This window comes from Streptomyces sp. NPDC014734, assembly GCF_043083325.1.
Taxonomy (GTDB): domain Bacteria; phylum Actinomycetota; class Actinomycetes; order Streptomycetales; family Streptomycetaceae; genus Streptomyces.
The window spans coordinates 108,607-130,718 of record NZ_JBIBYN010000005.1 but is presented as its reverse complement, the minus strand read 5'-3'; the positions used below and the strand labels follow the sequence as shown (position 1 = coordinate 130,718).

Genomic DNA, 22,112 nt, shown 5'->3' with positions numbered 1-22,112 from the left:
CTCCCCGGCGACGGCCGGACCGCCCGCGGGGTCCCGCCCTCGGGTGGTCCGGCCGTACGGTTCAGCGGCCGTCGGAGGGGCGGGTGAGGCGGACGGCGAAGCCGCCCGCGTACGCGGCCAGGGGGAGGGCGAGCGTCAGGGCCGCCCAGAACGCCCCGTGCCCCCAGGTCGCGGCGGTCTCCGCGAAGAAACCGGAGAGCACCGGCACACTGACCGCCTGGGCCGGTTCGACGGGCGGCGGCAGCAGGCCGAAGACGGCCACCGCGACGAGCGCCCACCCCAGCAGACGCCGTGCGGACTTCGGCCCGCACACCGCGGCCGTCAGGCAGATCGCGGCGCACGCCAACAGGTACTGGGACTGGTAGGAGGCCCCTTGGCCACCGGTGCCCCAGGACGCGAGCGTGCGGTGCTCCTCGCCGAGGGCGACCCGGGTCTCGACGGCCGTCCACAGCACGGTGGAGAGGGCCGGCAGCGCGGCGAGGACGAACAGCACCCGGTCCAGGGCCCCGGCCGAGCCCCGGCGCCACCGGGCGCCGTCGCGCCGTTGAGGAGCCGGGAGCCCCGCCCGCGCACGGCGCTTCCTCGCTCGTTTGCGTCGTGACCGGGCCCGTTTCTCCTCCTCCTTCCGGGCCCGGGTCAGCAGCCGCCGGGCGAGTTCGCACAACAGCAGACAGAGCAGGGGCAGGAAGACCAGTGCCACCAGCCCGTTCCAACTGCGCCAGCCGCCTTCGAGATGCCGCAGGCGCTCCGCCAGGAGGTCCGGTGCGTGGAGCAGGCCGAGCGGGGGCAGGTCCGGCCGGGCGTAGCCGACCCAGGTGGCGAGGGCCGCCGCGGGCAGCAGCAGGAGCGCGGGGGCCCGGACGGGGGCCGTCGCGATCATCACGGCACCGGCCAACGCCACCGCGAACAGCCCGGTCTGGGTGGCGGAGGCGAGGTCCGCCGCACGGCTCAGCGGGGCGACGAGCGCGTCGTCCGGTCGCAGGGCCTCCCAGCCCAGCCCGGTGTCGCGGACGGCCCGGAGCACCGCGCCGGACCAGAACAACAGCCAGAACACCGCGACGAGTACGCCGGCCGATCCGAGCCGGCGCAGCAGCGGGCGCCGGACATCCGACCACCATGAGGCGAGGGCGGCCCCCCGGGCCCGGCGGTTCGCGTCGGTGTTCCGCGCCCGGGGCAGCAGTACGGCGGCGGCGACCAGGTCGGCCCGCCCCCGTACCGTGCGCGGGTCGGCGCCCGCCGCCCTGCGGTGCAGTTCCGCCCAGCGGCCGAGGAACCCGGCCTCGGGCGTGCGGCGGCGCAGCACGGCGAGTGCCCGGTGGCACAGCGCGCCGAGGCGCACGAGGACGGCGAGCAGGACCGCCGGGGCCCCGGCGGCGAAAGGGGCGAGGGCGGACGGCAGCCCGGTGAGCGGCAACAGGGCCGGGCCGCGGTTCCCGGGGTGCACGATCAGCTCGGTGGCCAGGCCGTAGACGCTCTCGGTCTCCCGGGCGTCGAGGTCGCCGGTGCTGCCGTCGCGCCGCCGGAGCGTGCGGGCGCGGGCCCGGACCTCGACGAGGGTGCGGCGCAGTTCGTCGGCGAGGGTGAGCAGCACCTGACAGCGCCCCTGGAGGCACTGGTCGTGGCGGCAGACGAACCGGGCCGCGACGGTCGGGACGTTGACGGCAAGAAGCTCGTCGACGAACCGGTCCGCCCCGTCGCCCCGGGCGATCCGCGCGATGCCCTCCGCGTCCACCCGCCGCCCCCGGTAGCGCGGAGTGGCGGTCGGCGCGAACACGGCGACGAACGCGAGCGCGGCGACGGCGGCCCGGGACAACTTGTCCTGGCCGCGCCGGAGCGCGAGGAGTTGCCCGCTGTCGTACGAGGTGTCCTCCAGGTCGTCCCGCAACCAGGCCGCCAGTCGCGGACCGCCGTCCTCGGACAGCCACTTCGCGGCCTCCTCGGAGTACAGGGCCATCGCGGCGGCGAGGCTCTCCGCCTCGTGGTGCGCCTCGCCGCGGAAGGTGACGGGCCGGTTGGCGTGGCGCGTGGCGGCCGGGGGTTCGTGGAGACCGGAGGGCCGGACGACGGCCGGGGACTCCCCGCGCAGCCAGCGCCGGACCTCGGCGGCGGTCCACCGGTCGTCGGGGTCCTTGGTGAGCAGCCCCTGGAGCAGCAGGTTCTGCCGGGCGTCGGTGACCGCGCCCAGATCGACCTCGTTGCTGAGGATCAGCTTCCTGGTCCAGGCCTCGTCGGTGATCCGGGCGTCGTCGCCGAGGACGTACAGCGGGCGGCCGGTGAACACCTGGTACAGCACCAGACCGAGGGTCCACCACGGTGTGGCCTTCAGGTTCTGGTTGATGATCTGTTCGGGCGCCATGTACAGCGCGGTGATCTGAAAGTCGTGGTAGCTCTGGCTCGCGGTGAACCGGGCGATGCCGCCGAAGTCGGCGACCACGAACTGGTCGTGTCCGTCGGGCCGGGGCCTGACCATGATGTTGGCGGGTTTCAGGTCCAGCGGGTTGCGGTCGATCCTGTTCTGCCAGAAGTCCAGCAGGTCGGCGAGTTCCCGGACGGTCTCCTCGGCCCCGTGCCGGTCGCCGTCGGCCCGGCCCGCGACGAGATGGTCGTCGAGCGTCTTCGGCAGGTACTCCAGCGCCACCCAGCGGCGGGCGGTCGAGCCGACGGAGACCTCCCCGAACTCGTGGATGCGGGGCACGTGCCGGACGAACGCGGGTGCCGAAAGGTGTTCCAGGGTGTCCAGGTTCATCGTCTGACCCGGGTGGGCGACCTTCAGTGCCGCCTCGGTGCCGTCGGCGAGTCGGCGCACGTACCAGACGGTTCCCTCGCTGCCGCTTCCCGCGACTCCCAGCGGTTCGTAGCGCTCGCGCAGCCCCTGCGGGAACTCGTGGTGCGCGGCGGGCCCGTCGAGTGTGCGGGTCGGCGGTTCGGCGCGCGGGGGCACGACGGCGGTGGGCGCGTCGGGCGGCACCACGTCGGGAGGCCGCACCCGGGTGGGCGGTTCGCGGGGCGGGTCCGGAATCGGGTCGGGAGGCGCCCCGGGCGCGGGGCGCGGAGGCCGCACCCGGGTCGGCGCGTCGGACGGCCACACGGGTTCCGTGCCGGTGTTGTGTTCGAGGCCGGACACGTGCGGCTGCTCGCGCGGGACCTCGACGCCGTCGGCGCGGTCGTCGATCGGCTTGTCGGCCATCGGGGTTCCTCGTTCTCGCGCGCGCCATCGGCCGCGTACGGACGGATGGCGGTCGTCGGGGCGTTCGGCGTGGTGCGGCGTATGCGTCAGGTGCGGTGCATGCGTCGCATCCGGTGCACGCGTCGGATGCGGTGCCGATCACATTCACGCCCGTTGCCGCGTATCGGTTGCACGGCCGGTACCGGCCGGGGCCGTCCCTCGGGCCCGCGCGAAGCCGACGACCCGACACCGTGCTGATCAACGAGACGTCTCCGGAGGGGAGTTGCACCACGCCGCAGAGCGTACGTCGTCACGGTGGAGACCGACGAGCGGTCCCGACGCACGGGCCGTCCCGGCGGCAGGAATCCGCGGAATCGAAGGAGACCCGGTACGGGCGGCGCGGGGGCCGTCCGGCGGATCGTCTGCGGGGCGGAGACGATCGGCCCGCCCACCCGTGTCGGGGCCGACCGTCGTCATCGCGTCACGACGTGCCGTCGGCGGCGGCACCGGCCCCCTCGACGGCGAGGGCGGCCCCGTCGAAACGGATGGGTGAACGGTGGTCCGAACCACCCGGTCCGGCCCTCAGGAGCAGCCGTTCCCCGGGGAAGGCCACCAGGACCGACAGTGCGTGAGGGGCAGGCCTCCGAACGGCGGCGGCGTCCGGCCGGTTCAGGTCGATCACCTCGATGTGATCGACCCGAGGAGCCGTGAGGACTTCCAGGAAGCGCACGCTCTCGTACCCGTCGTCGCTGTCGGACCGGCCGGTCGGGACAAGGGATTCCGAGTCGGAGACGACCGCCATGCTCTCGCCGCGCAGCGCCTCCAGCACCTCGTCGGGCGCTCCCGGTTCGATCCCGACGAGACCGCCGCTGAGATGATCCGGCTCCTGCCACGTCCCGGCGGAGTCCCGCAGCCCGTAGTAGATCTCTTCGGCCGCGTGTCCGTCACGTCGGCGGTGGACGACGAGGACGAACCCGATGTCGCCGTGAAGGGAGACGTCCGTCATGAGGACCCGGTCGGCGGAGTGCGCGACTGCGTTGTGCCGGGGGTCTGTTGGCCGTGAGGCCCGGGAAAGGGCGCTGTGTGCCACTTGTTTCAGGTTCATCGGTGATTCCTTCCTCGGGGGATCGCGTGCGTCCTACGCGGGAGCGGGGTGGACGAGGCGGCCGTGGGAGATGAGGGACGCGGCCTGTTTGAGGCGTCGGGTTCGGATGCTCGTCCGGTAGGCGTCGATGCCGGGAATGGTGGCGAGGCGGGTGGTCAGGTAGCGGTACAGGTCTTCGGCGTCGCGGAGGACGACGATGGCGATCATGTTGTGGTTGCCGCTGATGGCTCCGGTGAAGGCGACTTCGTCGTGTCGGGCGATCTCGTCCCCGGCGTGCCGCAGGCGGTCGGGGGCGGTGCGCAGCCAGAGGGTGGCGGTGAGGTGGTAGCCGAGGCGTTCGGGCAGCAGGTCGATGTCGTAGGAGAGGGTGCCGGAGTTTTCGAGGGCCTCCAGGCGGCGGGCGACGCGGCCCGTGGACCAGCCGGTGAGTTCGGCGAGTTGTGTGTGGGTGGTGCGGCCGTCCTCGGCGAGGCTGTCGAGGAGTGGCATGTCGTCGGCGGTGGGAGTCAGCAGTGGTCCGGCCGGAGCGGGCCGCGGGCCAGGGGCCAGCAGTTGTTTGTGCTCCGGGGCGAGGTGTCCTCCGTAGCCGGTCCAGCCGGTTGTGTCGGCGTTGCCGAAAGGGTGGACGAGCAGGTCGATGGTCACGTCGAGTACGGCGGCGGACTTCGGTAGCTGTTGGAGCAGCATGTCCTCGCGTGGGGCGTCGAGTGGTGAGCGGATGATGCAGATGATCTCCGATCCGCCGGAGGCGATGCTGGCGTAGGCGATGTCGGGGCGGCGGGCGAGGGCATCGGCGAGAAGGCCGACACGGTTGGGCCGGCACCGGATGCGGGCGATCCACTGGGCGGCTCCGTGCACGGCCGGGTTGACCAGACCGACCACGCGCATCACGCCGCTGCGGCGCAGGGCGTGGAAGCGGCGGGCGGCGGTCTGCTCCGACACTCCACTGACTTCGCCGATGAGCCGGAACGAAGCCCGTGGCGCGTATTGCACGGCGCGGAGGATTTGCACGTCGATGTCGTCCATCACGGCGGAAGTGTGTCATGTGGTGCCTTTCCTGTGCGTATTTCACTTCACAGTCGGTCTTCGCTTCGTTGGATCTTGCTGGTTTCGCTGATGCTGGGCTGCGCGTTCGTCCCCCCGGCCCACGTGGGCGTCGGCCCGTTCCGGGCCTGCGGGCGGAGGACGGCGCTCGGACGGGGAGAGCCCCGCCGGGTATCAATCGCGGCGGACTGCGCCGCAAGGGAGTGTTCTGTGAACGTCACACCGTCGGCGAGCGGGCCGAACGACCGACGGGCGGCAACGCTCGTCATGGCCTGCCTCGGCGTGTTCGCCGCCTACTTGCCGGTGACAACGGTCTCGGTGAGCCTGCCCGCCATCCAAGGGGCACTGGGCGCTTCGACATCCCAGCTGACGTGGGTGCAGAGCGCGTTCGTCCTGCCCATGGCCGCGTTCATCCTGACCGCCGGAGTGTTCGGCGACGTCCACGGGCGCAAGAAGGTGTTCCAGGCCGGCCTGCTGCTCTGCGCCGCAGGCGCGGCCGTCGCGCTGAGCGCCCAGTCGGTCCAGGTGTTGTGGGCCGGTCAGGCCCTCGCCGGGCTGGGTGCCGCCGCCCTGCTGCCCACGACGCTGGCCCTGATCAGTCACGCGGTGCCCGACCACCGGGAGCGCGGCAGGTTCATCGCCTTGTGGGCCACCTCCCTCCTGACGGCGCTGGCCGTGGGCCCGCTGATCGCCGGAGTCATCCTGGAGCACGCCGCCTGGCGGTGGATCTACCTGCTCGTCATTCCCGTCTCGCTGCTCGCGGCGGCCTTCGCGGCGCGGCTGCTGAGCGACTCGCGTGCTCCGCACGGGCGACGGCTCGACTGGCCCGGCCAGCTCACCGCCGCACCGGCGATCACCGCGCTGGTGTACGGGGTGATCGAGGGCGGTGCCGGTTCCTTCACCGATGCCAAGGTCCTGGTGGCGCTGTTGGTGGCGGTGACCTGCTCGGCGGCCTTCGTCCTTGCCGAGCTGCGCAGCGACAGCCCGATGCTGGATCCGAGACTGTTCCGCAGCGCGGCGTTCACGGCCACCGCACTGGTCGCGATGATCACGTTCATGGCGCTGATCGGCTTCTTCTTCCTGCTGAGCCTCTACTTCGGCATGGTCCAGCAGCTCGACACCCTCCAGGCGGGTTGGCGCCTGCTGATGGTCACCGCGGCGGCGATCGTCGTCGGCGGTCCTGTCGGGCGTCTCATGCACAAGGTGCCCGCGGGTACCTTGATCACGTCCGGGCTGCTCGTCGTCTCCGGCTCGCTGGTCTCGCTGACCACCGTCGACGCGCACACGTCGTTCCTCTCCGTCATGTGGCGGCTGGTGCTGCTGGGCGTGGGCATGGGAGGCGTCCTGACCCCCATGACGGCGACCGCCGTCGCATCGGTGCCCCATCACCTCGCCGGTATGGCGGCGGCCGGCAACAACGCCTTCCGGCAGGTCGGCGCGGCGCTCGGACCCGCCGTCATGGGCGCCCTGCTCACCTCACGGGCCCTGCACACGTTTCCCGGCCATCTCGCCGACGGCGGCATCGGGGGAGGGGTCCGGCAGGACATCGTGGGGACCGCCAGGTCGGGCGGTCTGGGCGCGGTCGCCCGGATGGACCTGGGCGCGGGCGCGGGGCAGGTCCTGGGCGCCGTGGGCGACGCCTTTCTCGACGGCCTGCGCCTGTGCCTGATCGTCGCCGCGGCGCTCACCCTGACGGCCGCCGTCGTCGCCGCGATCCTGCTGCGCCGCCCCCGCAAGGTGTCCGGCCCGGCCACGGTCGTCGCGACCGCCTCGCTGCCCGTCACCGGCCCCACATCCGGCCCCACATCCGTAGGGGCGGTTACCGGCATGGACACCGGCGCGGACACCGGCATGGAAACCGCTGCGGACACCGGCATGGAAACCGCCGCGGCGGGAAGCGGCCGTGCGCGTGCGCGGAACCGTGCATGACGGAAGAGAACCACCGACCGGACCACCTGTCCTCGAAGGCGGGGCGAGGACGCGCCGTCGCCCCGCCCCGTGCGACGAGCACGCACGGACCCGGGGACCGCCGCGGCGCCTGACACACTTGCCTGCGGAGCACCCTCCGCGCGCCGCTCCTGCGGCGCGCGGGGTGCTCCGCAGGCTCCCCGGCTGCCCGGCGCCCCGGGGAGAACCACTGAACGAGGAACACCATGGAACCCCGCCCCACAGCCCCCGCCCCGGGCGTCGCCTCGCTGCTGAAGGACTTCTCCCTGGAGATGACGGGCAAGGACGTCTCCGGGCTCGAAGAGGCCCGTGACCACATTCCCCCAGGCACACGCGTCAACGTCACCTTCCTCGGCAATGAGGACCTCGGCATGCGGATCGCCGCGGCCGGGGCGGTCAGGCGGCACGGCTACACACCTGTTCCGCACGTATCGGCCCGCCGCCTGCGCTCCCGTTCGGAGCTGAAGGAGTTCCTCGCCGCCCTGCGATCCGTGGACGCCGTCGACAACGTCTTCGCCGTCGGTGGCGACCCCGCCACCTCTCACGGCCCCTACGACGACTCCCTCGCGCTCATCCGGTCCGGGCTCCTCCGGGAGTACGGCGTGCGGCACGTCGGCATCTGCGGCTACCCCGAAGGCCACCCGGCCATCTCGAACCCGGTGCTCTGGAAGGCGATCGAGGACAAGACCGCCGTCCTGGCCCGCGGGCGACTGGGCGGCGACATCATCACCCAGTTCGGCTTCGACGCGGCGCCGGTCCTGGCCTGGGTCGAGGACATACGCGGACGGGGCATCGACGTGCCGGTGCGCATAGGAGTCCCCGGACCGGCCGGAATCAAGCGGCTGATGACGTACGCCACGCGGTTCGGCGTCGGTACGAGTGCGTCCATCGCGAAGAAGTACGGGTTCTCCATGACCAACCTGATGGGAACCGCCGGCCCCGACCGCTTCGTCCGCGCGCTCGCCGACGGCTACGCCCCGGAGCGCCACGGTGTCCTCAAGCTGCACTTCTACACCTTCGGCGGGATCGGGGCCACGTCCCGGTGGATCGCCGACTTCCGCGCACAGGAGGGGAGCTGACACGACGCCTCCGAGGACGGGACGGCACTCGGCCCTCAGAGGCCGGGCCGCCGGCCGATCCGGGACCGGATCCTGTCCACTCATCCCCGGGCGACACGATCACGGTGGAACTCCCGGACGGGCCGCATCGGCCCCTCGACCGGGTCTGACCCCCCTTACCGGCAGGTCGTGACGGACCGGTGGCAGCGCGGGTCCCGTGGTGCGAACACCGGACGGCCCGCGAAGCCATGGCCCATCATGTCTTCCGCGGCACCCCGCGCCAACAACTCGGCGAGCTGGTCCAAGGGCTCGCGCCGCAGCCGCGCGGAGCACGCCGTCATGCGCGTGTCCGGCCGCCCCCGGCGCTGCCGTCGGACGGTGTCAGGTCCGCCGTACCCGGGCCGCGAGCCGACTGCCGAGCCTTCTGCCGAAGCCGCTCGGCCGGTTCCAGGCCCGGAACGCCTCCGCGGTGCGGCTGCTGCCCACCCGCCCGGCGGCCTCCTCCACCGCGGCCACCTCACCACCGGACAGGCCGCGTACCGCCGGACGCAGCACCTCCTCCAGCAAGGCCTGACGGGTCTCGCTCCAGGCGGGGCCCGCGTGCGGGTGCGAGCTCCACACGGCGAAGCAGTCGGCCGTGTACGCGGGGTCGGTGCGCAGCAGGGCCCGGACCGCGTCGCCGCGGGCGGCGAGGCCGTAGGCGGCGATGAGGTCCGCGTCGCCGCTGTGGACGAACGCGTACAGCTCGTCCTCCGGCCGGTCCGGGGCGAGCAGCCGCCCGGCCAGGGCCCCGAACGCCTTGTCGCGGACCCCCGGTTCGACGGGATCGGCCTCGGCGCACAGGGCGCGGACCCGTTCCGTCCAGCCGGGCTCCGCCGTCCCCGTGCGCAGACCCCCGGCGAACTCCAGGAGCTGCAGGGCGCCGCGCACCCGTGCGTCGATCTCCTGCGGGAAGCCGCGCAGCAGGTCGCGGGCGAGTTCGGGCGCCTCGGCGTCGTCGGCGGGGGCACCGAGCGCCGCCGCGACGAGCACGGTCCAGGTACCGGCCGTGCGGTGCGCGTCGGAAGTGGTCGCGTCCAGCAGCAGCCGGGCCTCGCCGGTGGTGGGCGTGTCCGTGCCCCACACCAGCCCGATGCCCGTCAGCAGTACCAGAGGTTCGGTGAACGGCGACATGCCACCGGCCCGGAGCACCGCGTTCAGTGCCTTCGTCCGGTCGCCGCCCCCGGCCGTCCTGGCGTCCGCCGCGGCCGAGCACATCCGCAGATGCGGCAGCGCCTGCGCACCGGTGAACGGCAGGGCGACATCGGCGAGCAGGCGTTCCGTCGCCACCGGATCGTGCGGCGCGATCCGGTCCAACTCGCCCAGCAGCGCGGTACGGACGTCGAACTGTTCGTCCAGGAGGTCGAGCAGCGCACGGGCGCGGTCGCCCGCGCCCTCGTCCAGCAACGCCCGCGCCATCCGGCGCACGACGGCGGGGAGCAGGTCCGCACGGTCCACGTCGAGCAGCCGCGCGATCCGCAGCAACTGCACGGTGCGCCCCACGCTCCGGCCGGGTGCGGCGTCCGCGACGACGGGCGTGCCGGTGGCCAGCTCGGTGCGCAGATCGTCGCCCAGGGCCTCGACGAGCGCGGCGACGACGCGTTCCCCGTCCGGCTCGGCGAAGGCCGAGCGCCCCGGAGGCTCCACGGCGACATCGCCCCCGTAGACCGCCTCCGTCACCAGCAGGGCGCCGAGGGAGGCCGTCACGCCCGCCGGGGAACGCCCGTCGAGCGCGGTCAACAGCAGCGCCACCGCGGCAAGTTCGCGGGGCGAGCGGTCGATGTCCGGATCGGTCAGCGCATCGGTGAGCCGGTGTGTCCGTTCCTCGTCCAGCGCGTACGGCCGCTCCGCGGCCCACTCGGCCGCCGCGGCCCGTTCGTCGGGTCCGAGCGGAACGCCCGCACAGAGCGCCGTGACGGCGAGCGGTCCGGCGGCGAAGGGCCCGCCGGGCAGTTCCGCCGCCGTCCGGAACAGCTCCGGGGACCGGTTCCGCCAGATCCGGGCGCAGGTCTCGGCCCAGGCGTCGCCGCTCGCCGCACCCTCCGGACGCGCCTCGGCGCAGTCGTGGACCCGCAGCGCCGGGGCATGGGGGCTGCCGGGCCGGGGAGCGTCCTGCGGCAGTACCCCGACGAGCTGGTGCGGGGAGTGTTCCGGACGGCGGGTGTATGTCGTGAACGTCAGCCGGTGCGCGTCGTCCGGCGGGAGTACGGCCGAGGCGAGGGCGATCCACCGGGCCACATCGACGCTGTGCCGCTCCACGAGAACCAGGCGTCCCGCGCCCGGATCCTCGTACACCCGGCGCAGATCGGCGAAGACCGCCGCCAGCCAGGGGCTCCGGGAGACCGCGAAGTCGTTCAGTGCCTCCGGCCCGAAGGCGGCGGAGGCGGGCAGCGCGGATATGCGGGTCGGTGCTCCGCCCTCCGGCGGGGTCGAGGACCAGCTCGGCGACCGCCAGGCGGTGATCGGCAGCGCGTCGTCCGGCAGTCGCGTACCGGACGGGAGGTGCACCGCGTGCGCGTGGAATCCGACGGAGCCGGGACCGGAGCCGGGACCGGGACCGGAGCCGAAGTCGAAGGACGACCCGGTACCGGCACCGGAACTGCCGAGCGCCACCGTCCGGCTCAGCAGGTATCCGCCGTCCGACAGCGCGCTGAAGGCGAACGCCTCGGGGAAGGCGCGGAGTTCGTCAGAGGTGGGCCGGACCGGGGCGTCGGCGGGCGGCTCGTAGTGGAGGAGCTGTTCGGCGTCGGCGAGCACCTGCGTGGGCAGTCCGGCGCTGACCGCGGTGAACCGCGCACCGCCACCCCCCTCCTCGTCCGCAGAGGCAGAGGTGTAGTGCAACTGCGCGAGACTCATGCGTCGGGCCCTCTTCGTCCGTGCCGCCAACCTCCCCGTGCCGACAGCACACCCGCTCCGTCGACCGCCCGTCCGAGGGCCGTAAGAGGCACGGCGGCGACCCCGGTGGGGAGCGGACCGCGATCGCGGGAGCGACGCTATCAAGGCGTGCGACTCCCACGCGCACCCCGCCGACAGGTCGTGGCCGGGACCGTCGACAGGCCGCGGCGAGGACCGACGACGCCTCTCTCGCCCGGGGCGTCGTTCATGTCCTCATCATCCGGTGTACGGCGCTCGGCAAAGGGGCGTCCAGCACGCCGACATCACTCCAATGGCCTACACACCGCCGGTGCCCTCCGGTCGTTGAGGGTCCGGATCGACCGATCCCCCTGGGATGCCGCGAACTGGCCCCAAGGACCGCTCTCGGTAAAGGAGTTACTCGGATGAACCTCAGGACTCTCACCGCGGTGACCGCTGTTCTCGCTCTCTCCGGTCTGGCCGGTGCCGCCACGGCGAACGCGGTGCCCGGCACGGTGTCCGGCGACGGCGGGAACCGCATCGGCGTGCTGAAGGACAACGGCGATGCCTACGTCAAGGAGGGCGGCCTCTCCGCGACCTGGGTCAAGGAGCACGGCGATGTCAAACAGATCACCCTCTCCGGCAACCGCATCGGTGTCCTCACCGGCAATGGTGTGGCCTGGGTGAAGGAGGGCGGTCTCAGCACCAACTGGGTCCGCGAGGCCGACGACGTCAAGCAGATCGCCCTGGCGGGCAACCGCATCGGCGTGCTGAAGGACAACGGCGAGGCGTACGTGAAGGAGGGCGGCCTCTCCGCGACCTGGGTCCTGGAGGCCGAAAAGGTCAAGGAACTGGAGCTGTCGGGCAACCGCATCGGCGTCGTCAAGGGCAACGGCGACGCGTTCGTCAAGGAGGGCGGCCTCAGCACCAACTGGGTCAAGGAGTCGACCAACGTCATCGGCATCGACCTGTCGGGCGACCGCATCGGTGTGCTGTCGGGCACCGGGGTGGCATGGGTGAAGGAGGGCGGCCTGAGTGCCACCTGGGTGCGGGAGGCCGACGACGTCATCCAGCTCGAACTCTCGGGCAACCGCATCGGCGTGCTGAAGGACACCGGCGACGCCTACGTGAAGGAGGGCGGTCTCAGCGCCACCTGGGTCCACGAGTACACCCACGCCATCCAGATCGCCCTGTCCGGCAAGCGGATCGGCGTCCTCAAGGGGGACGGCGCCGCGCGGGTGAAGGAGGGCGGCCTGAGCGCGACGTGGGTCCTGGAGGCCGGCGACGTCACCGAGCTGGCGCTCTCGTAGGGCGTGTTGCGAAAGTAGCGTCGTCTGCCCGGAGGGCAGACGGGACTCTCGCAACACGCCCTCGTCGCACAGCGCCCGACGAACTGCCGCGCCGCGCACCGGAGTCGATCCGGTGCGCGGCGCGGTCCCGTTGTGGTGCGGCCGGTCGGTGGCGCTGTGCGTCGGGCGCGGGTTGTGTCTGGCGCGCGTCGCGTCAGGCGTGCGACGCGCCGCCCACCGCGTAGCCGACGAAGCCGGTCCAGGCGGCGGGGGAGAGGGCGAGTTGCGGGCCCTGCTCGACCTTGGAGTCCCGGACGTGGACGGTGGTGGGGCAGGCGGCGACCTCCACGCAGGAGTCGCCGTCCCCGCCGCTGTAGGTGGACTTGTGCCAGGAGAGGGCGACTTCGACGCAGTCGTCGCCGGAGGCGCTGCTGTAGCTGCTCTTGAACCAGGACAGTTCTGTGGTGGTGCTCATACCGCTCCTCGCATCCGCTGCAACAGGCCCACGGAGTCTTCGGGGGTGTGGGCCTGCGAACGCATCCTGGCATACCGCATCTGGAGCACACTGACCACAGCGGGATCGGCCTGGAGGTGGCCGCACTTCTGGCCCTCGCTGTATCCGTACCACTTGTGCTCCGGCGTCTCCAGCAGCTGGATCGGGCCGTCCAGCCCGGCGTGGCTCTCGCGGGTCTGCGGCATGATCTGGACCTCGACGTTGCGCAGTTCGGCGAAGTCGAGGACGTGGTCGATAGCCTGCCGGGTGACGTCCGCGCCGCCGGTCCGCCGCAGGAAGAGGTGTTCTTCGAGGATGAAGCTGTAGTTGGTGTTCGGCCGCTCCCGCAGCAGTTGCTGGCGGTCCAATCGGGCCGCGAGCTGCTTCTCGATCTGCGCGTCGCCGAGCGGCGGGAGCTGGTTGAGGAACAGCGCCCGCGCGTACGACTCCGACTGCAACAGCCCCGGGATCAGCCTGCATTCGTACGTGTACAGGCTGATCGCCTCGGCCTCCAACTGCGCCCACTGATGGAACCAGCTCGCGATGCCCGGGCGACGGGACAGGTGCTTCGCCGCCGCCTTGATGGCCCCGAACGCGTCGAGCACGATCTCGGACCGCTCGATGAACGCCAACGGCGGGAACCTGCGGCCCTGTTCGATCGACGCGACGGTCGGCACCGAGTACTGCACCAGGGGCGCGAACTGCTCCTGGGTGAGCAGGGCCCGTTTGCGGAAGATCTTGACGATCTCCCCGAACGTCCGCAAGCTGTCCGAGGGCTCCGGCTCCCCGTTCGAACCCGTCGTCCCGCCCGTCATGCCGACGCCGTCCGTCATGTCCGGCCACCTCCGTGCTCGCCGTACTTCGTGCCGGTCACTGCTACCGGCAGACAACTCGCCCATGGTCACGGACGGTTACCCCTACTGTCCACCCTCCGTACCCGTACGCTGACTCAGCGTACGAGTTTCCGCGCTGGTCGGAGGGGCGGTCGGCCGCCACGGTGGGGGCATGGAAGCCATCACCACACCCCAATCCCCGGTTACCGTACGTGTGTTCGTGCAGCGCTTCAGCTCCACGCCGCGCGGAGCCAGGCTCGCCCGCCATCTCGCCCTGCACGTGCTGCACGACTGGGGCATCCCGTACCGCAGTGACGCTTCGGAGACGGCGGAACTGATCGTCGCCGAACTCGCCGCCAACGCGGCGACACACGGCCGGGTGCCGGGGCGGGACTTCGAGCTGCGTCTCGGCCACACACCGGCGGAGGGGAACGAGCGGGGTGTGCTGCGGATCGAGGTCAGCGACACCCGGGGCGAGCGACGTCCGCCGCAGCCGAGGGAGCTGGTGGCACCGTCGCCCGGCTCCGACGGCGGGTACGGGCTGGTCCTCGTCGACGCGCTGGCCGACCGGTGGGCGGTGCTGGACCGGGTGCCGCCGGGCAAGACGGTCCGCGTGGAGTTGGACCTGCCGTACTGAAGGCCCCGCACCCCCTCGTGCGGGGGCGGCCCCCCGCGGCGCCAGGGGCCGTCCCCGTGGAGCCGGAGGCCGCCCTGTTCCGCCAGTTCCTCGCGGAGCGGCACGCGTGCGGTGCCGAAGGCATCGGAACGCGCCACGGCGAGCAGTTCGGCGGTCGGTGTCCGGCACCCGGGCGCACGCACACCGCGGCCCCCCGCTGAGCCCGCCCGGAACGAGACCCCTCGTTCCACCGCGGGAACGCCCGCCCCGTCCTTCCGCCGGCCCTTCCCGCCGCCCTCGGCTCCGGTACGGCGTCCGCCCCCGCGTCGGTCCCGGAAGGATGTCGAACCGCTGACGCTCAGCGCGCGAGTGCCAGGACCAGGGACGCGACGGCCAGCCCGAAGAAGGCGCCGGGAAACGCGATGTTGTGGTACACCCGGGCACGGATGTGCGCGGCGACGGCGCCGACGAAGAACAGGACGAGGCCCGTCGCGGCGGCGACGCCGATGACCGGGACACCCAGGAGCCCGAGGAGGAGCCCAGCCGCCCCGGCGGCCTTCAGCGCGCCGAGCCACGGGAGCCAGGACCGCGGGAGCCCCACCTCTGCCGAATTGGCCCGTACGAACGCGGCCCCCATGAGGTCCGCGACGGCGATTCCGGCGTTGGCCATGATCGTGACGGCGGTGATGATCACGTAGGCGGTGAACACGCGCCTCCCCTTCCAGTCGCAGATGGCGGGCGTGGACGAGTCGCCGCCCGCTCGCTGAGACGAGCCTCACCGAGCCCGATCCCGGTGTCCAATACCCGCTTCCATAACCTGAGGGCATGGATCTCGACACCCGGTTGCTGCGCTACTTCGTCGCCGTCGCGGACGAAGGCACCCTGACCCGCGCCGCGGAACGGCTGTTCGTCTCCCAGCCGGCGCTCACCAAACAGATCAGGCAACTGGAGACCCGGCTCGGAGTGCCGCTGTTCACCCGGTCCCGCACCGGCATGACCCTCACCGAACCGGGCCGGGCGCTGGCGGACCGGGCGCCCGCCCTGCTGGCCGAGTGGGACCGCGTACTGCGGGAGACGAGGAGCACGGCAGGCCGGGCGGCCCGTGTGCTGCGCGTCGGTTTCCTGGCGAGCGCCGCCAACGAGGCGACCCCGCAGATCATCGCGGAGTTCGCCCGCCGCAGACCCGGCTGGCGGGCCGACATGCGGCAGGCCGCCTGGTCGAACCCGTCCGCCGGTCTCGCCGCCGGAGACGTCGACGTCGCCCTGGTGCGGCTGCCCTTCCCCGGCCAGGACGCCCTGCGCGTGGCCGAACTGTTCGCCGAGCCCCGTTGCGTCGCGCTTCCCGCGGCACATCCATGGGCCGCGCGCGACGTGATCCCCTTCCGGGAGCTGTGGGACGAGCCGTTCGTGGCGGCACCGCCCGAATCCGGCCGATGGCGGGACCACTGGCTGGCCGCCGACGAACACGACGGCCACCCGGTCCGCATCGGCGCCGTCACCGACCAGCCCGACAGCTGGCTGAGCGCGATCGCCAACGGGTACGGCATCGCCCTCGCCCCCGAGTCCGCCGCCCGCTTCTACGCCCGCCCCGGCGTCACCTACCGCCCCGTCACCGGCGTCGGCCCCAGCAGGGTCGGCGTCGCCTGGGCGCCCGCCGACGACTCCGACCCCGTCGTCCAGGACTTCGTCCGCTGCTGCCTGGACAGCGGGCCCCGGCAGGACGAGACCGCCACCTGACCCACACAGCACACATCCGACGCCGCGCACCGGTCCACCACGGAGGACGGGACGGCCCTCACGGCCGTAGCCCGACGAGCGCTCGGCCGGTGGTTCCGTCGAACGGTACGGAACTGTGCTCATGGACGATCTTCCAGCCGTCCTCGTGCTCGCGAAAACACACCGTGGAGCGCACCCACATCGAAACCGCGGTCCCGTCATTCATCGTCCCGCGCACCTGGAAGAGGTAGTGGCCGAAGGCGAAACCGTCCGCCGCCGCCACTTCGAGCTCACGGATCTCAAGCCCGATCCCGGTCCGGTACGCGCCGAACCAGTTCTCCAGCCGGCGGATCTCCACGTCGACGCCCCGATCGCTCAGCGGGCCGACGGCGTCGAACAGCACGACATCATCCGCGTACCGCGCAGCCAGAGCGGCGACGTCCTTCGCCCCGACCGCGGCGACCCGATCGCGGATCAGCCCTTCCAGGTGCGCGGTCACGCCGGTGTCGTTCACAGCGGCTCCTCACGCCCGGAGTTCTTCGCCGAGTCCGGCCAGCCAGTCGCCGGTGCCCTGCTCCCGCCAGCCCGGTTCCTCGCCGCCGTCGAGGAAGGTCGCCTGCTCAGTCAGGGTGAGCAGGGTGCCCTCGCCCTCCGCGGCGAACTCGACCGTGGTCGTCGACACCGTGGCGAGGGTGTCGACGACGGTCAGCGTCGACGAGTAGACGATCCGGCGGTCCCGGACGATGTCGTGGTACACCGAGGCGAACGCCAGATCCCTGCCGTCCGGCGTCCGGCCGCGGGTGAGTTCGCGTCCACCGGCACGGAAGTCGAGCTCGTGGGTGCCCCCGGACCCGAACCAGCGGGCCTTCGCGGCCGGATCGGCCCAGGCGGCGAAGACGCGCGCCGGTTTTGCCGCGTAGCTGCGTTCCAGGGCGAACGTGGTGTGCGTGACGGTCATGACGTGGTTCCTTCCGACGGGCCGGGCTCGGCGAGCACGTCGCCGAGGTGATCGAGCCTGGTCTCCCAGGTGGTGCGCTGACGCCCGAGCCAGCCCTCGCCGGCCCGCAGCGCCTCCGGTTCGATCCGGCAGGTGCGGACCCGGCCGGTCTTCTCCGACCGGACGATCCCGGCGGCTTCCAGCACCTGGACGTGCTGGACGACCGCGGGGAACGACATGGCCAGCGGGGCGGCGAGCTCGCTCACCGAGGCGGGGCCGCGAACCAGCCGCTCGACCAGCGCACGCCGAGTCGGATCTCCCAGGGCCCGGAACACCAGGTCCAGTCGCTCTTCACGGTTGGGCATGTCCCCGAGTCAAGTCCCACCCGCACAAAAAGTCAAGCAACTACTTAAGTAACGTTTGGTAATCTTCCGGCCGCGCGGAGGTGGGCGGGAGCGCCGCCGCGCGAACCGAAGCCCTTGCGACCCCGGGCCCCGGCACAGCGGCAGGAACCAGCGGGGTGCGGTTCGGACCATGGCGCGGGGGCACGCCGAGGGTCACGGACGATCCGGTGCCGTATCGGGGAGCGTTCGCCCCCTTGCGGGGGAAATCGGCGCACGGCTACCCTCCGCCGATGCTCCCTCCCACCCTCCGCCTGCCACTCGGATACCGTTCCCGGCCCGCGACCACCGAGGACGTCCCGGCGATTCACGCGCTCGTCACGGCCTGCGAACGGCAGGTCCACGGGCGGGCCCGCAGCGACTCCGGGGCCGTCGCCGCCGATCTCGCGCGGCCGGGACTGGTACCGGGGACGGACACCGTCCTCGTCCTCGACCCGGCCGGGCGACTCGCCGCCCGCGCCTGGGTGGACCGGCGCTCCGAGGTGGACGTGCATCCGGATCACCGGGGGCGGGGCCTGGGCGCCGCGCTCCTCGGCTGGACGCTGGAGCGGGCGCGGCAGGCCGGTTCCGCCCGCGTCGTGCAGACGGTGGCGGACGCGGACACGGATGCCGTGGCGTTGCTGCGCGCGCACGGGTACGAGCCGCTGGTGACGGCCTGGCTGCTGGAGTTCGTCATGTCGGCCGGGCCCACCGTGCCCCGGCCCCCGGCCGGCATCACGGTGCGGCCCTTCCGGGCCGGCGACGGGCCCGCCGTGCACGTCCTCGTCCAGGACGCGTTCGATGAATGGCAGGAACGGCGGCAGGCGTACGAGGAATGGGCCGCCCACACCGTCGACCGGCCCACGTTCGCCCCCCGGCAGTCCGCCCTTGCCTTCGCCGGGAACCAACTCGTGGGAGCCGCCCTCGCGTTGGACGTGCCGGGTACCGGCGAGGGCTACCTCGAACAGGTCGCCGTACGTCGTGACCACCGCGGCCGCGGCATCGCCCGGCTTCTGCTGCGCCACGCCTTCCGCGACTTCCACCGTACGGGCCGTGGTGCCTGCACCCTGTGGACCCACTCGGACACCGGGGCCCTCGACCTCTATCTGCGGGTCGGCATGACGGTCCGGCACAGTTCCACGGTCTTCCGCAACGACCTCGGCGCGTAGGGGCATCGCCCCTCCCGGGGCCTCGACGGCCGCCCGTACCCGACGACGCCGGGGGCGAGTCCTCGCGGACCTCGCTCCCGGCGTCGTCGTACCGCCCGGGGCCGGGGCACCGCCGGGGACGGTGCCGACCGGTTGCCCGGGACCCGCGTCAGCCGATCGACTGGTACCCGGCGAACGCCTCCGACGCCACACCGACGTCGTCCCTGTTGGTGGCGCTCAGGTCACGGAAGACACGGAGCCGACCGGAGTTGGCCGTGGTCGCCCACAGATCGAGCTTGCCGTTGTTGTTGGCATCCGGCGCCGCGACGAACATCGGCACGGTGGTGGTGCTCCAGTTGTACCCGATCTCGGTGCGGTCCTTGAAGCTGATGCTGAAGCCGCCCTCGTCGTCCCGGCCGTGGAAGACGAAGAGTCCCCCGGACTCCGGCCGCTCGTAGCGGACGACGATGTCGGTCACACCGTCCCCGTTCCAGTCGCCCGGCGCGGCGAGTGTGACCTCGCTGACCTTGGAGATGCCATCGGTGATGGGGTCGTCCGGACCGGCGAGCAGCACCGGTTCGCGGTCGAGGTCGAGACGGTTGTCGGCGCTGCCGTAGTAGAGCCAGATGAAGGTGCCGTCGTTGACGACCAGGTCCGGGTGACCGGGAACGTCGGGAACACCGTCGTTGTCGACGTCCAGGGGGCCGTCGACGTCACCGACGGCGAGGATCTGCTTCGCGCCGTCCTTCCAGTGGTTGTTGGCCGCGTCGTAGACCGTCAGTTCGCGCTGGTCGTTTTCGGTGCCCTCGCAGTTGCTGCACGCGTAGCCGTAGCCGGTGTTGGGGTGGATCCAGAGCCGGTGGGTGCCCGAGTCCGCGTCCTTCTTCAGCGAGATGAGGTCCTCGTAGCCGTCGCCGGTCCAGTCGCCCCGGTGCGTGATCTTCGCCCCGGTCCACTTGAGCGTGGAGGCGGGACTCGACGCCTGGGCGACGGTGCCGTCGCCCGCTCCGTAGAAGCGGTTGAGGGTGCCGTCCTTGTCGATGCCGTACAGGTCGGCGTTGCCGTCACCGTTGATGTCGCCCGGCTTGTCGGCCTCCTTGGGACCGTTCGCGTAGAAGAGGTAGTCGGCGGTGTCCGACTTGTTGCCCGCCTTGTCCAGGCTGCGGGCGTAGAAGTGGTTGCTGCCCGCGGTGGTCGGAGTGATCTTGACGGTGACGCTGCCGCCGGCACTGGTGGGGGTGGCGGTGCGCACGGTCGGGGCGGTGTCGGTCCAGTACTCGTACGAGGTGACGTCCTTGACGCCACCGCTGGAGAGGACGAAGGAACCCGAGGTGCGGACCGAGCCGGTCACGGCCGGCCAGCCGTCGCCGCCGTCGGGGAACTGGCTGGAGACGATGCCGGGCGGGGTGCTCGGGCGGGTCGGGTCGAAGACGAACCGGCATCCGGCGGCGCCCTTGGTCGGGGTCCAGTCGGAGGACGCCGACGCGTCGCTGACCTGGGCCTTCCAGGAGAAGTTTCCGGAGGCCGTGCCCAGGTACGGGGTCAGCGTCGCCTTGGTCACCTTGAGTTTCGCCGTGGTGCCCGAGGAGACCGAGACCGTCTTGTCGACGATGATGACGCCCTTCGGGTCGTCATTGGGGTGGTGACCGGTGGCCCAGAGGTGGAACTTGACCTTGACCGTGCCGCCGTCGCTGTCGCTGCCCTTGGCGGTCAGGTAGATGTCGGTGTTGCCGATCAGTCCGTACGGGGCGGTGTTGCCGCAGCCCTTGCTGTTCTTGGTGCTGGGGATCGTGTCAAGGCCGGTGGGGGCGTTGGGCACGGTGTTGTACTCGGTGGAGAGCACAGCCGACTTGGCGTCGAACTTCTTCCACCCGTACACGTCCGACTCGTTGGAGGCCGCGAGCTCGAACGTGATGGTGTTCCACTTGGAGGCAGCGGCGTCCTTGGCCCCCTTCGTCACGTCGAAGGCGAGGTTGCCCGCCGGGCAGCCGGAGCCCCAGCCCTTGGACGCGTTGACGGTGTCCATCTTCTCGCGCCGGGCGGGTCGGTTGTTCCACGTGGTGGACGACACGATGGCGGCCGAGCGCCACAGCTCGACCGGCTTGGCCGTGCAGGACCAGGACCAGGTGTTCTTGATCCGGAAGGTGGACTTGAGGACCTGCTTGTTGGTGCTCCACAGGTTCTTGGTGTTCATGCGGAAGTACGAGCGGGCCAGGCCGTTCGTCTCGTTCTCGTAGCCGGCCCGCGCGGTGGTCGTGCCCCCGTTGAACCCGGCGCCGTTGAAGTAGGCGGTGTTCGGGTACTTCTTGTACGCGATGGTCCACGAGTAGCGGGACCCCTCGACGTACGGGTCGATGTAGACGGGGTAGTGGGTGTCCTTGCCCGTCAGCAGCTTCGCGTCCGGGGTCAGTTCCAGGCTGTCGTTCTTCACCGAGACGGGCATCGCGGCCTGCTGGGCGCCATGGCCCGGCTCGAACTCGTCCGAGGACGGGGCGCCCTCGGACGGCGCGGCGGACAGGCGGCTCACGGGTGCGGCGGCCGTGCTGTCCCACATGCGCGGAGTGGGAGCGGTGAACACCTCCTGGCCGCCGGGGTTGACGGCGCTGATGTTGCCGTGCTCGTCGGAGCCGACCTTCAGGCCGCGGCTCGACATGTCGTAGGAGATGGTCCTGAGCCTCGGATCGGCCGCCGCCCCGGCGGACTTGACCACCAGCAACTGGGCGAATCCGGACGCCCCGGCACGGAGCTTCAGGTCGACGTCGGGCAGCACGTCGGGGTACGTCACGGTGTCGTCGGCGATCCGCGGCTTCGGGAGCGGCGTGGGCCAGGACAGCGCGATGCTGCGCCCGTCGCGGGTGATGGTGGCCAGCGGCCCGTCACCGCCGCCGGAGAACTCAAGCCCCACGGCCGCGGCCTTCGGTCTGATCCGCCCGTCGCGACCGGACACCAGATCGGTGTCGGGTTCCACCAGCTTGTTGCCCTGGCGCACCCACTGGGCGGTGGCGTACCGCTCCTCGGTGAACGTGCCGGAGGGATTGGCGAACACCTGCGACGCCTCGGTGCGATGCGAGAGGACCTCGACCGGCTCTCCGCTCGACTCCGCCTCGGCGAGTGCCTTGGTCTCCTCGGTCGAGTATGCCGGGACCGGACCCGAGGACTCGTCCGGGGCACCGTCATACGCGCTCGCCGGCACGGATATCGCCGCCGTGGCAACCACGGTGCATGCCAATGCGATAACGGCGGGCATGCGGCGAGGACGGCCGGATCTCAGCCGTCTCCGTTGGGGGCTCATTACGGCTCCTTTTCGATTCGTACATGATTTTCCGCGCACCTTACAACCTTGCCCGCTCAGGCTGCGGAATGAATGGGGAGCGATGAGTCATGAAACGTATTCAATGGCCAACTATGTCTGAATTTGGGGCCCTTGCGTTCATGCTTCCCCGGATCGTCGCGGGTGGATGACGTGGACTGGGATTGTTTGCGCTGTT

17 protein-coding genes are annotated in these 22,112 nt (G+C 71.9%); 6 read left to right on the top strand and 11 right to left on the bottom strand.

The annotated features are described in order from the left end of the window. Positions 1 to 61: 61 nt before the first annotated feature. The 3 genes from ACF1CT_RS11210 to ACF1CT_RS11200 all read right to left on the bottom strand — a co-directional run bounded on the left by ACF1CT_RS11210 (position 62) and on the right by ACF1CT_RS11200 (position 5,297). The gene (locus tag ACF1CT_RS11210) at positions 62 to 3,187 is read right to left on the bottom strand and encodes a hypothetical protein (protein ID WP_391783546.1); all 3,126 of its coding nucleotides are present in this window, start codon (positions 3,185 to 3,187) and stop codon (positions 62 to 64) included. Positions 3,188 to 3,647: 460 nt separating this feature from the next. Then, complete coding sequence (locus ACF1CT_RS11205) at positions 3,648 to 4,271, bottom strand: hypothetical protein (protein ID WP_391783545.1); 624 nt, start codon at positions 4,269 to 4,271, stop codon at positions 3,648 to 3,650. A 33-nt stretch (positions 4,272 to 4,304) separates the two neighbouring features. After that, positions 4,305 to 5,297, bottom strand: coding sequence for an Lrp/AsnC family transcriptional regulator (locus ACF1CT_RS11200; RefSeq protein WP_391783703.1), 993 nt, complete (start codon positions 5,295 to 5,297; stop codon positions 4,305 to 4,307). Positions 5,298 to 5,525: 228 nt separating this feature from the next. Here ACF1CT_RS11200 and ACF1CT_RS11195 point away from each other — a divergent pair, with 228 nt between their 5' ends. After that, positions 5,526 to 7,244, top strand: coding sequence for an MFS transporter (locus tag ACF1CT_RS11195; protein WP_391783544.1), 1,719 nt, complete (start codon positions 5,526 to 5,528; stop codon positions 7,242 to 7,244). Between the two features lie 224 nt (positions 7,245 to 7,468). Further along, positions 7,469 to 8,341 carry a methylenetetrahydrofolate reductase gene (locus ACF1CT_RS11190; RefSeq protein ID WP_391783543.1) on the top strand — a complete coding sequence of 291 codons (873 nt, stop codon included), beginning with the start codon at positions 7,469 to 7,471 and terminating at the stop codon, positions 8,339 to 8,341. A gap of 360 nt (positions 8,342 to 8,701) precedes the next feature. Here ACF1CT_RS11190 and ACF1CT_RS11185 read toward each other — a convergent pair whose 3' ends face one another. Continuing rightward, the gene (locus ACF1CT_RS11185; protein ID WP_391783542.1) at positions 8,702 to 11,215 is read right to left on the bottom strand and encodes a GTPase-associated protein 1-related protein; all 2,514 of its coding nucleotides are present in this window, start codon (positions 11,213 to 11,215) and stop codon (positions 8,702 to 8,704) included. A gap of 422 nt (positions 11,216 to 11,637) precedes the next feature. Here ACF1CT_RS11185 and ACF1CT_RS11180 point away from each other — a divergent pair, with 422 nt between their 5' ends. Further along, a complete protein-coding gene (locus ACF1CT_RS11180; RefSeq protein ID WP_391783541.1) occupies positions 11,638 to 12,522 on the top strand; it encodes a peptidase S1 in 885 nt (294 codons plus the stop codon). A 193-nt stretch (positions 12,523 to 12,715) separates the two neighbouring features. On the opposite strand, the gene ACF1CT_RS11175 is transcribed toward ACF1CT_RS11180, so the two are convergent. Together ACF1CT_RS11175 and ACF1CT_RS11170 are read right to left on the bottom strand one after the other, a co-directional pair. Then, positions 12,716 to 12,976: a DUF397 domain-containing protein gene (locus ACF1CT_RS11175; RefSeq protein ID WP_391783540.1), complete on the bottom strand. Its 261-nt coding sequence runs from the start codon at positions 12,974 to 12,976 to the stop codon at positions 12,716 to 12,718. Further along, the gene (locus ACF1CT_RS11170) at positions 12,973 to 13,827 is read right to left on the bottom strand and encodes a Scr1 family TA system antitoxin-like transcriptional regulator (RefSeq protein WP_391783539.1); all 855 of its coding nucleotides are present in this window, start codon (positions 13,825 to 13,827) and stop codon (positions 12,973 to 12,975) included. The genes ACF1CT_RS11175 and ACF1CT_RS11170 overlap by 4 nt, the downstream gene beginning before the upstream one ends. A gap of 172 nt (positions 13,828 to 13,999) precedes the next feature. On the opposite strand from ACF1CT_RS11170, the gene ACF1CT_RS11165 reads away from it, so the two are divergent. Then, a complete protein-coding gene (locus tag ACF1CT_RS11165) occupies positions 14,000 to 14,464 on the top strand; it encodes an ATP-binding protein (RefSeq protein ID WP_391783538.1) in 465 nt (154 codons plus the stop codon). A 337-nt stretch (positions 14,465 to 14,801) separates the two neighbouring features. Here ACF1CT_RS11165 and ACF1CT_RS11160 read toward each other — a convergent pair whose 3' ends face one another. Next, positions 14,802 to 15,152, bottom strand: a complete 351-nt coding sequence (locus ACF1CT_RS11160) for a DoxX family protein (RefSeq protein ID WP_391783537.1) — start codon at positions 15,150 to 15,152, stop codon at positions 14,802 to 14,804. A gap of 116 nt (positions 15,153 to 15,268) precedes the next feature. On the opposite strand from ACF1CT_RS11160, the gene ACF1CT_RS11155 reads away from it, so the two are divergent. After that, on the top strand, positions 15,269 to 16,180 hold the full coding sequence (locus ACF1CT_RS11155; protein ID WP_391783536.1) for a LysR family transcriptional regulator: 912 nt from the start codon (positions 15,269 to 15,271) through the stop codon (positions 16,178 to 16,180). Between the two features lie 58 nt (positions 16,181 to 16,238). Here the strand turns inward: ACF1CT_RS11155 and ACF1CT_RS11150 are convergent, their stop codons facing one another. Genes ACF1CT_RS11150 through ACF1CT_RS11140 form a run of 3 tightly spaced genes read right to left on the bottom strand, consistent with a single transcriptional unit; the run spans position 16,239 to position 17,461 of the window. Then, positions 16,239 to 16,673: a YybH family protein gene (locus tag ACF1CT_RS11150; protein WP_391783535.1), complete on the bottom strand. Its 435-nt coding sequence runs from the start codon at positions 16,671 to 16,673 to the stop codon at positions 16,239 to 16,241. 9 nt (positions 16,674 to 16,682) lie between these two features. Further along, a complete protein-coding gene (locus tag ACF1CT_RS11145) occupies positions 16,683 to 17,117 on the bottom strand; it encodes an SRPBCC domain-containing protein (protein WP_391783534.1) in 435 nt (144 codons plus the stop codon). Continuing rightward, complete coding sequence (locus ACF1CT_RS11140; protein WP_391783533.1) at positions 17,114 to 17,461, bottom strand: ArsR/SmtB family transcription factor; 348 nt, start codon at positions 17,459 to 17,461, stop codon at positions 17,114 to 17,116. Before ACF1CT_RS11140 ends, ACF1CT_RS11145 begins: the two co-directional genes overlap by 4 nt. Before the next feature lie 269 nt (positions 17,462 to 17,730). Between ACF1CT_RS11140 and ACF1CT_RS11135 the strand changes: the two genes are divergently transcribed. Then, positions 17,731 to 18,645, top strand: a complete 915-nt coding sequence (locus tag ACF1CT_RS11135; protein ID WP_391783532.1) for a GNAT family N-acetyltransferase — start codon at positions 17,731 to 17,733, stop codon at positions 18,643 to 18,645. A 148-nt stretch (positions 18,646 to 18,793) separates the two neighbouring features. On the opposite strand, the gene ACF1CT_RS11130 is transcribed toward ACF1CT_RS11135, so the two are convergent. Beyond that, on the bottom strand, positions 18,794 to 21,841 hold the full coding sequence (locus ACF1CT_RS11130) for an FG-GAP-like repeat-containing protein (RefSeq protein WP_391783531.1): 3,048 nt from the start codon (positions 21,839 to 21,841) through the stop codon (positions 18,794 to 18,796). Between the last annotated feature and the right edge of the window lie 271 nt (positions 21,842 to 22,112).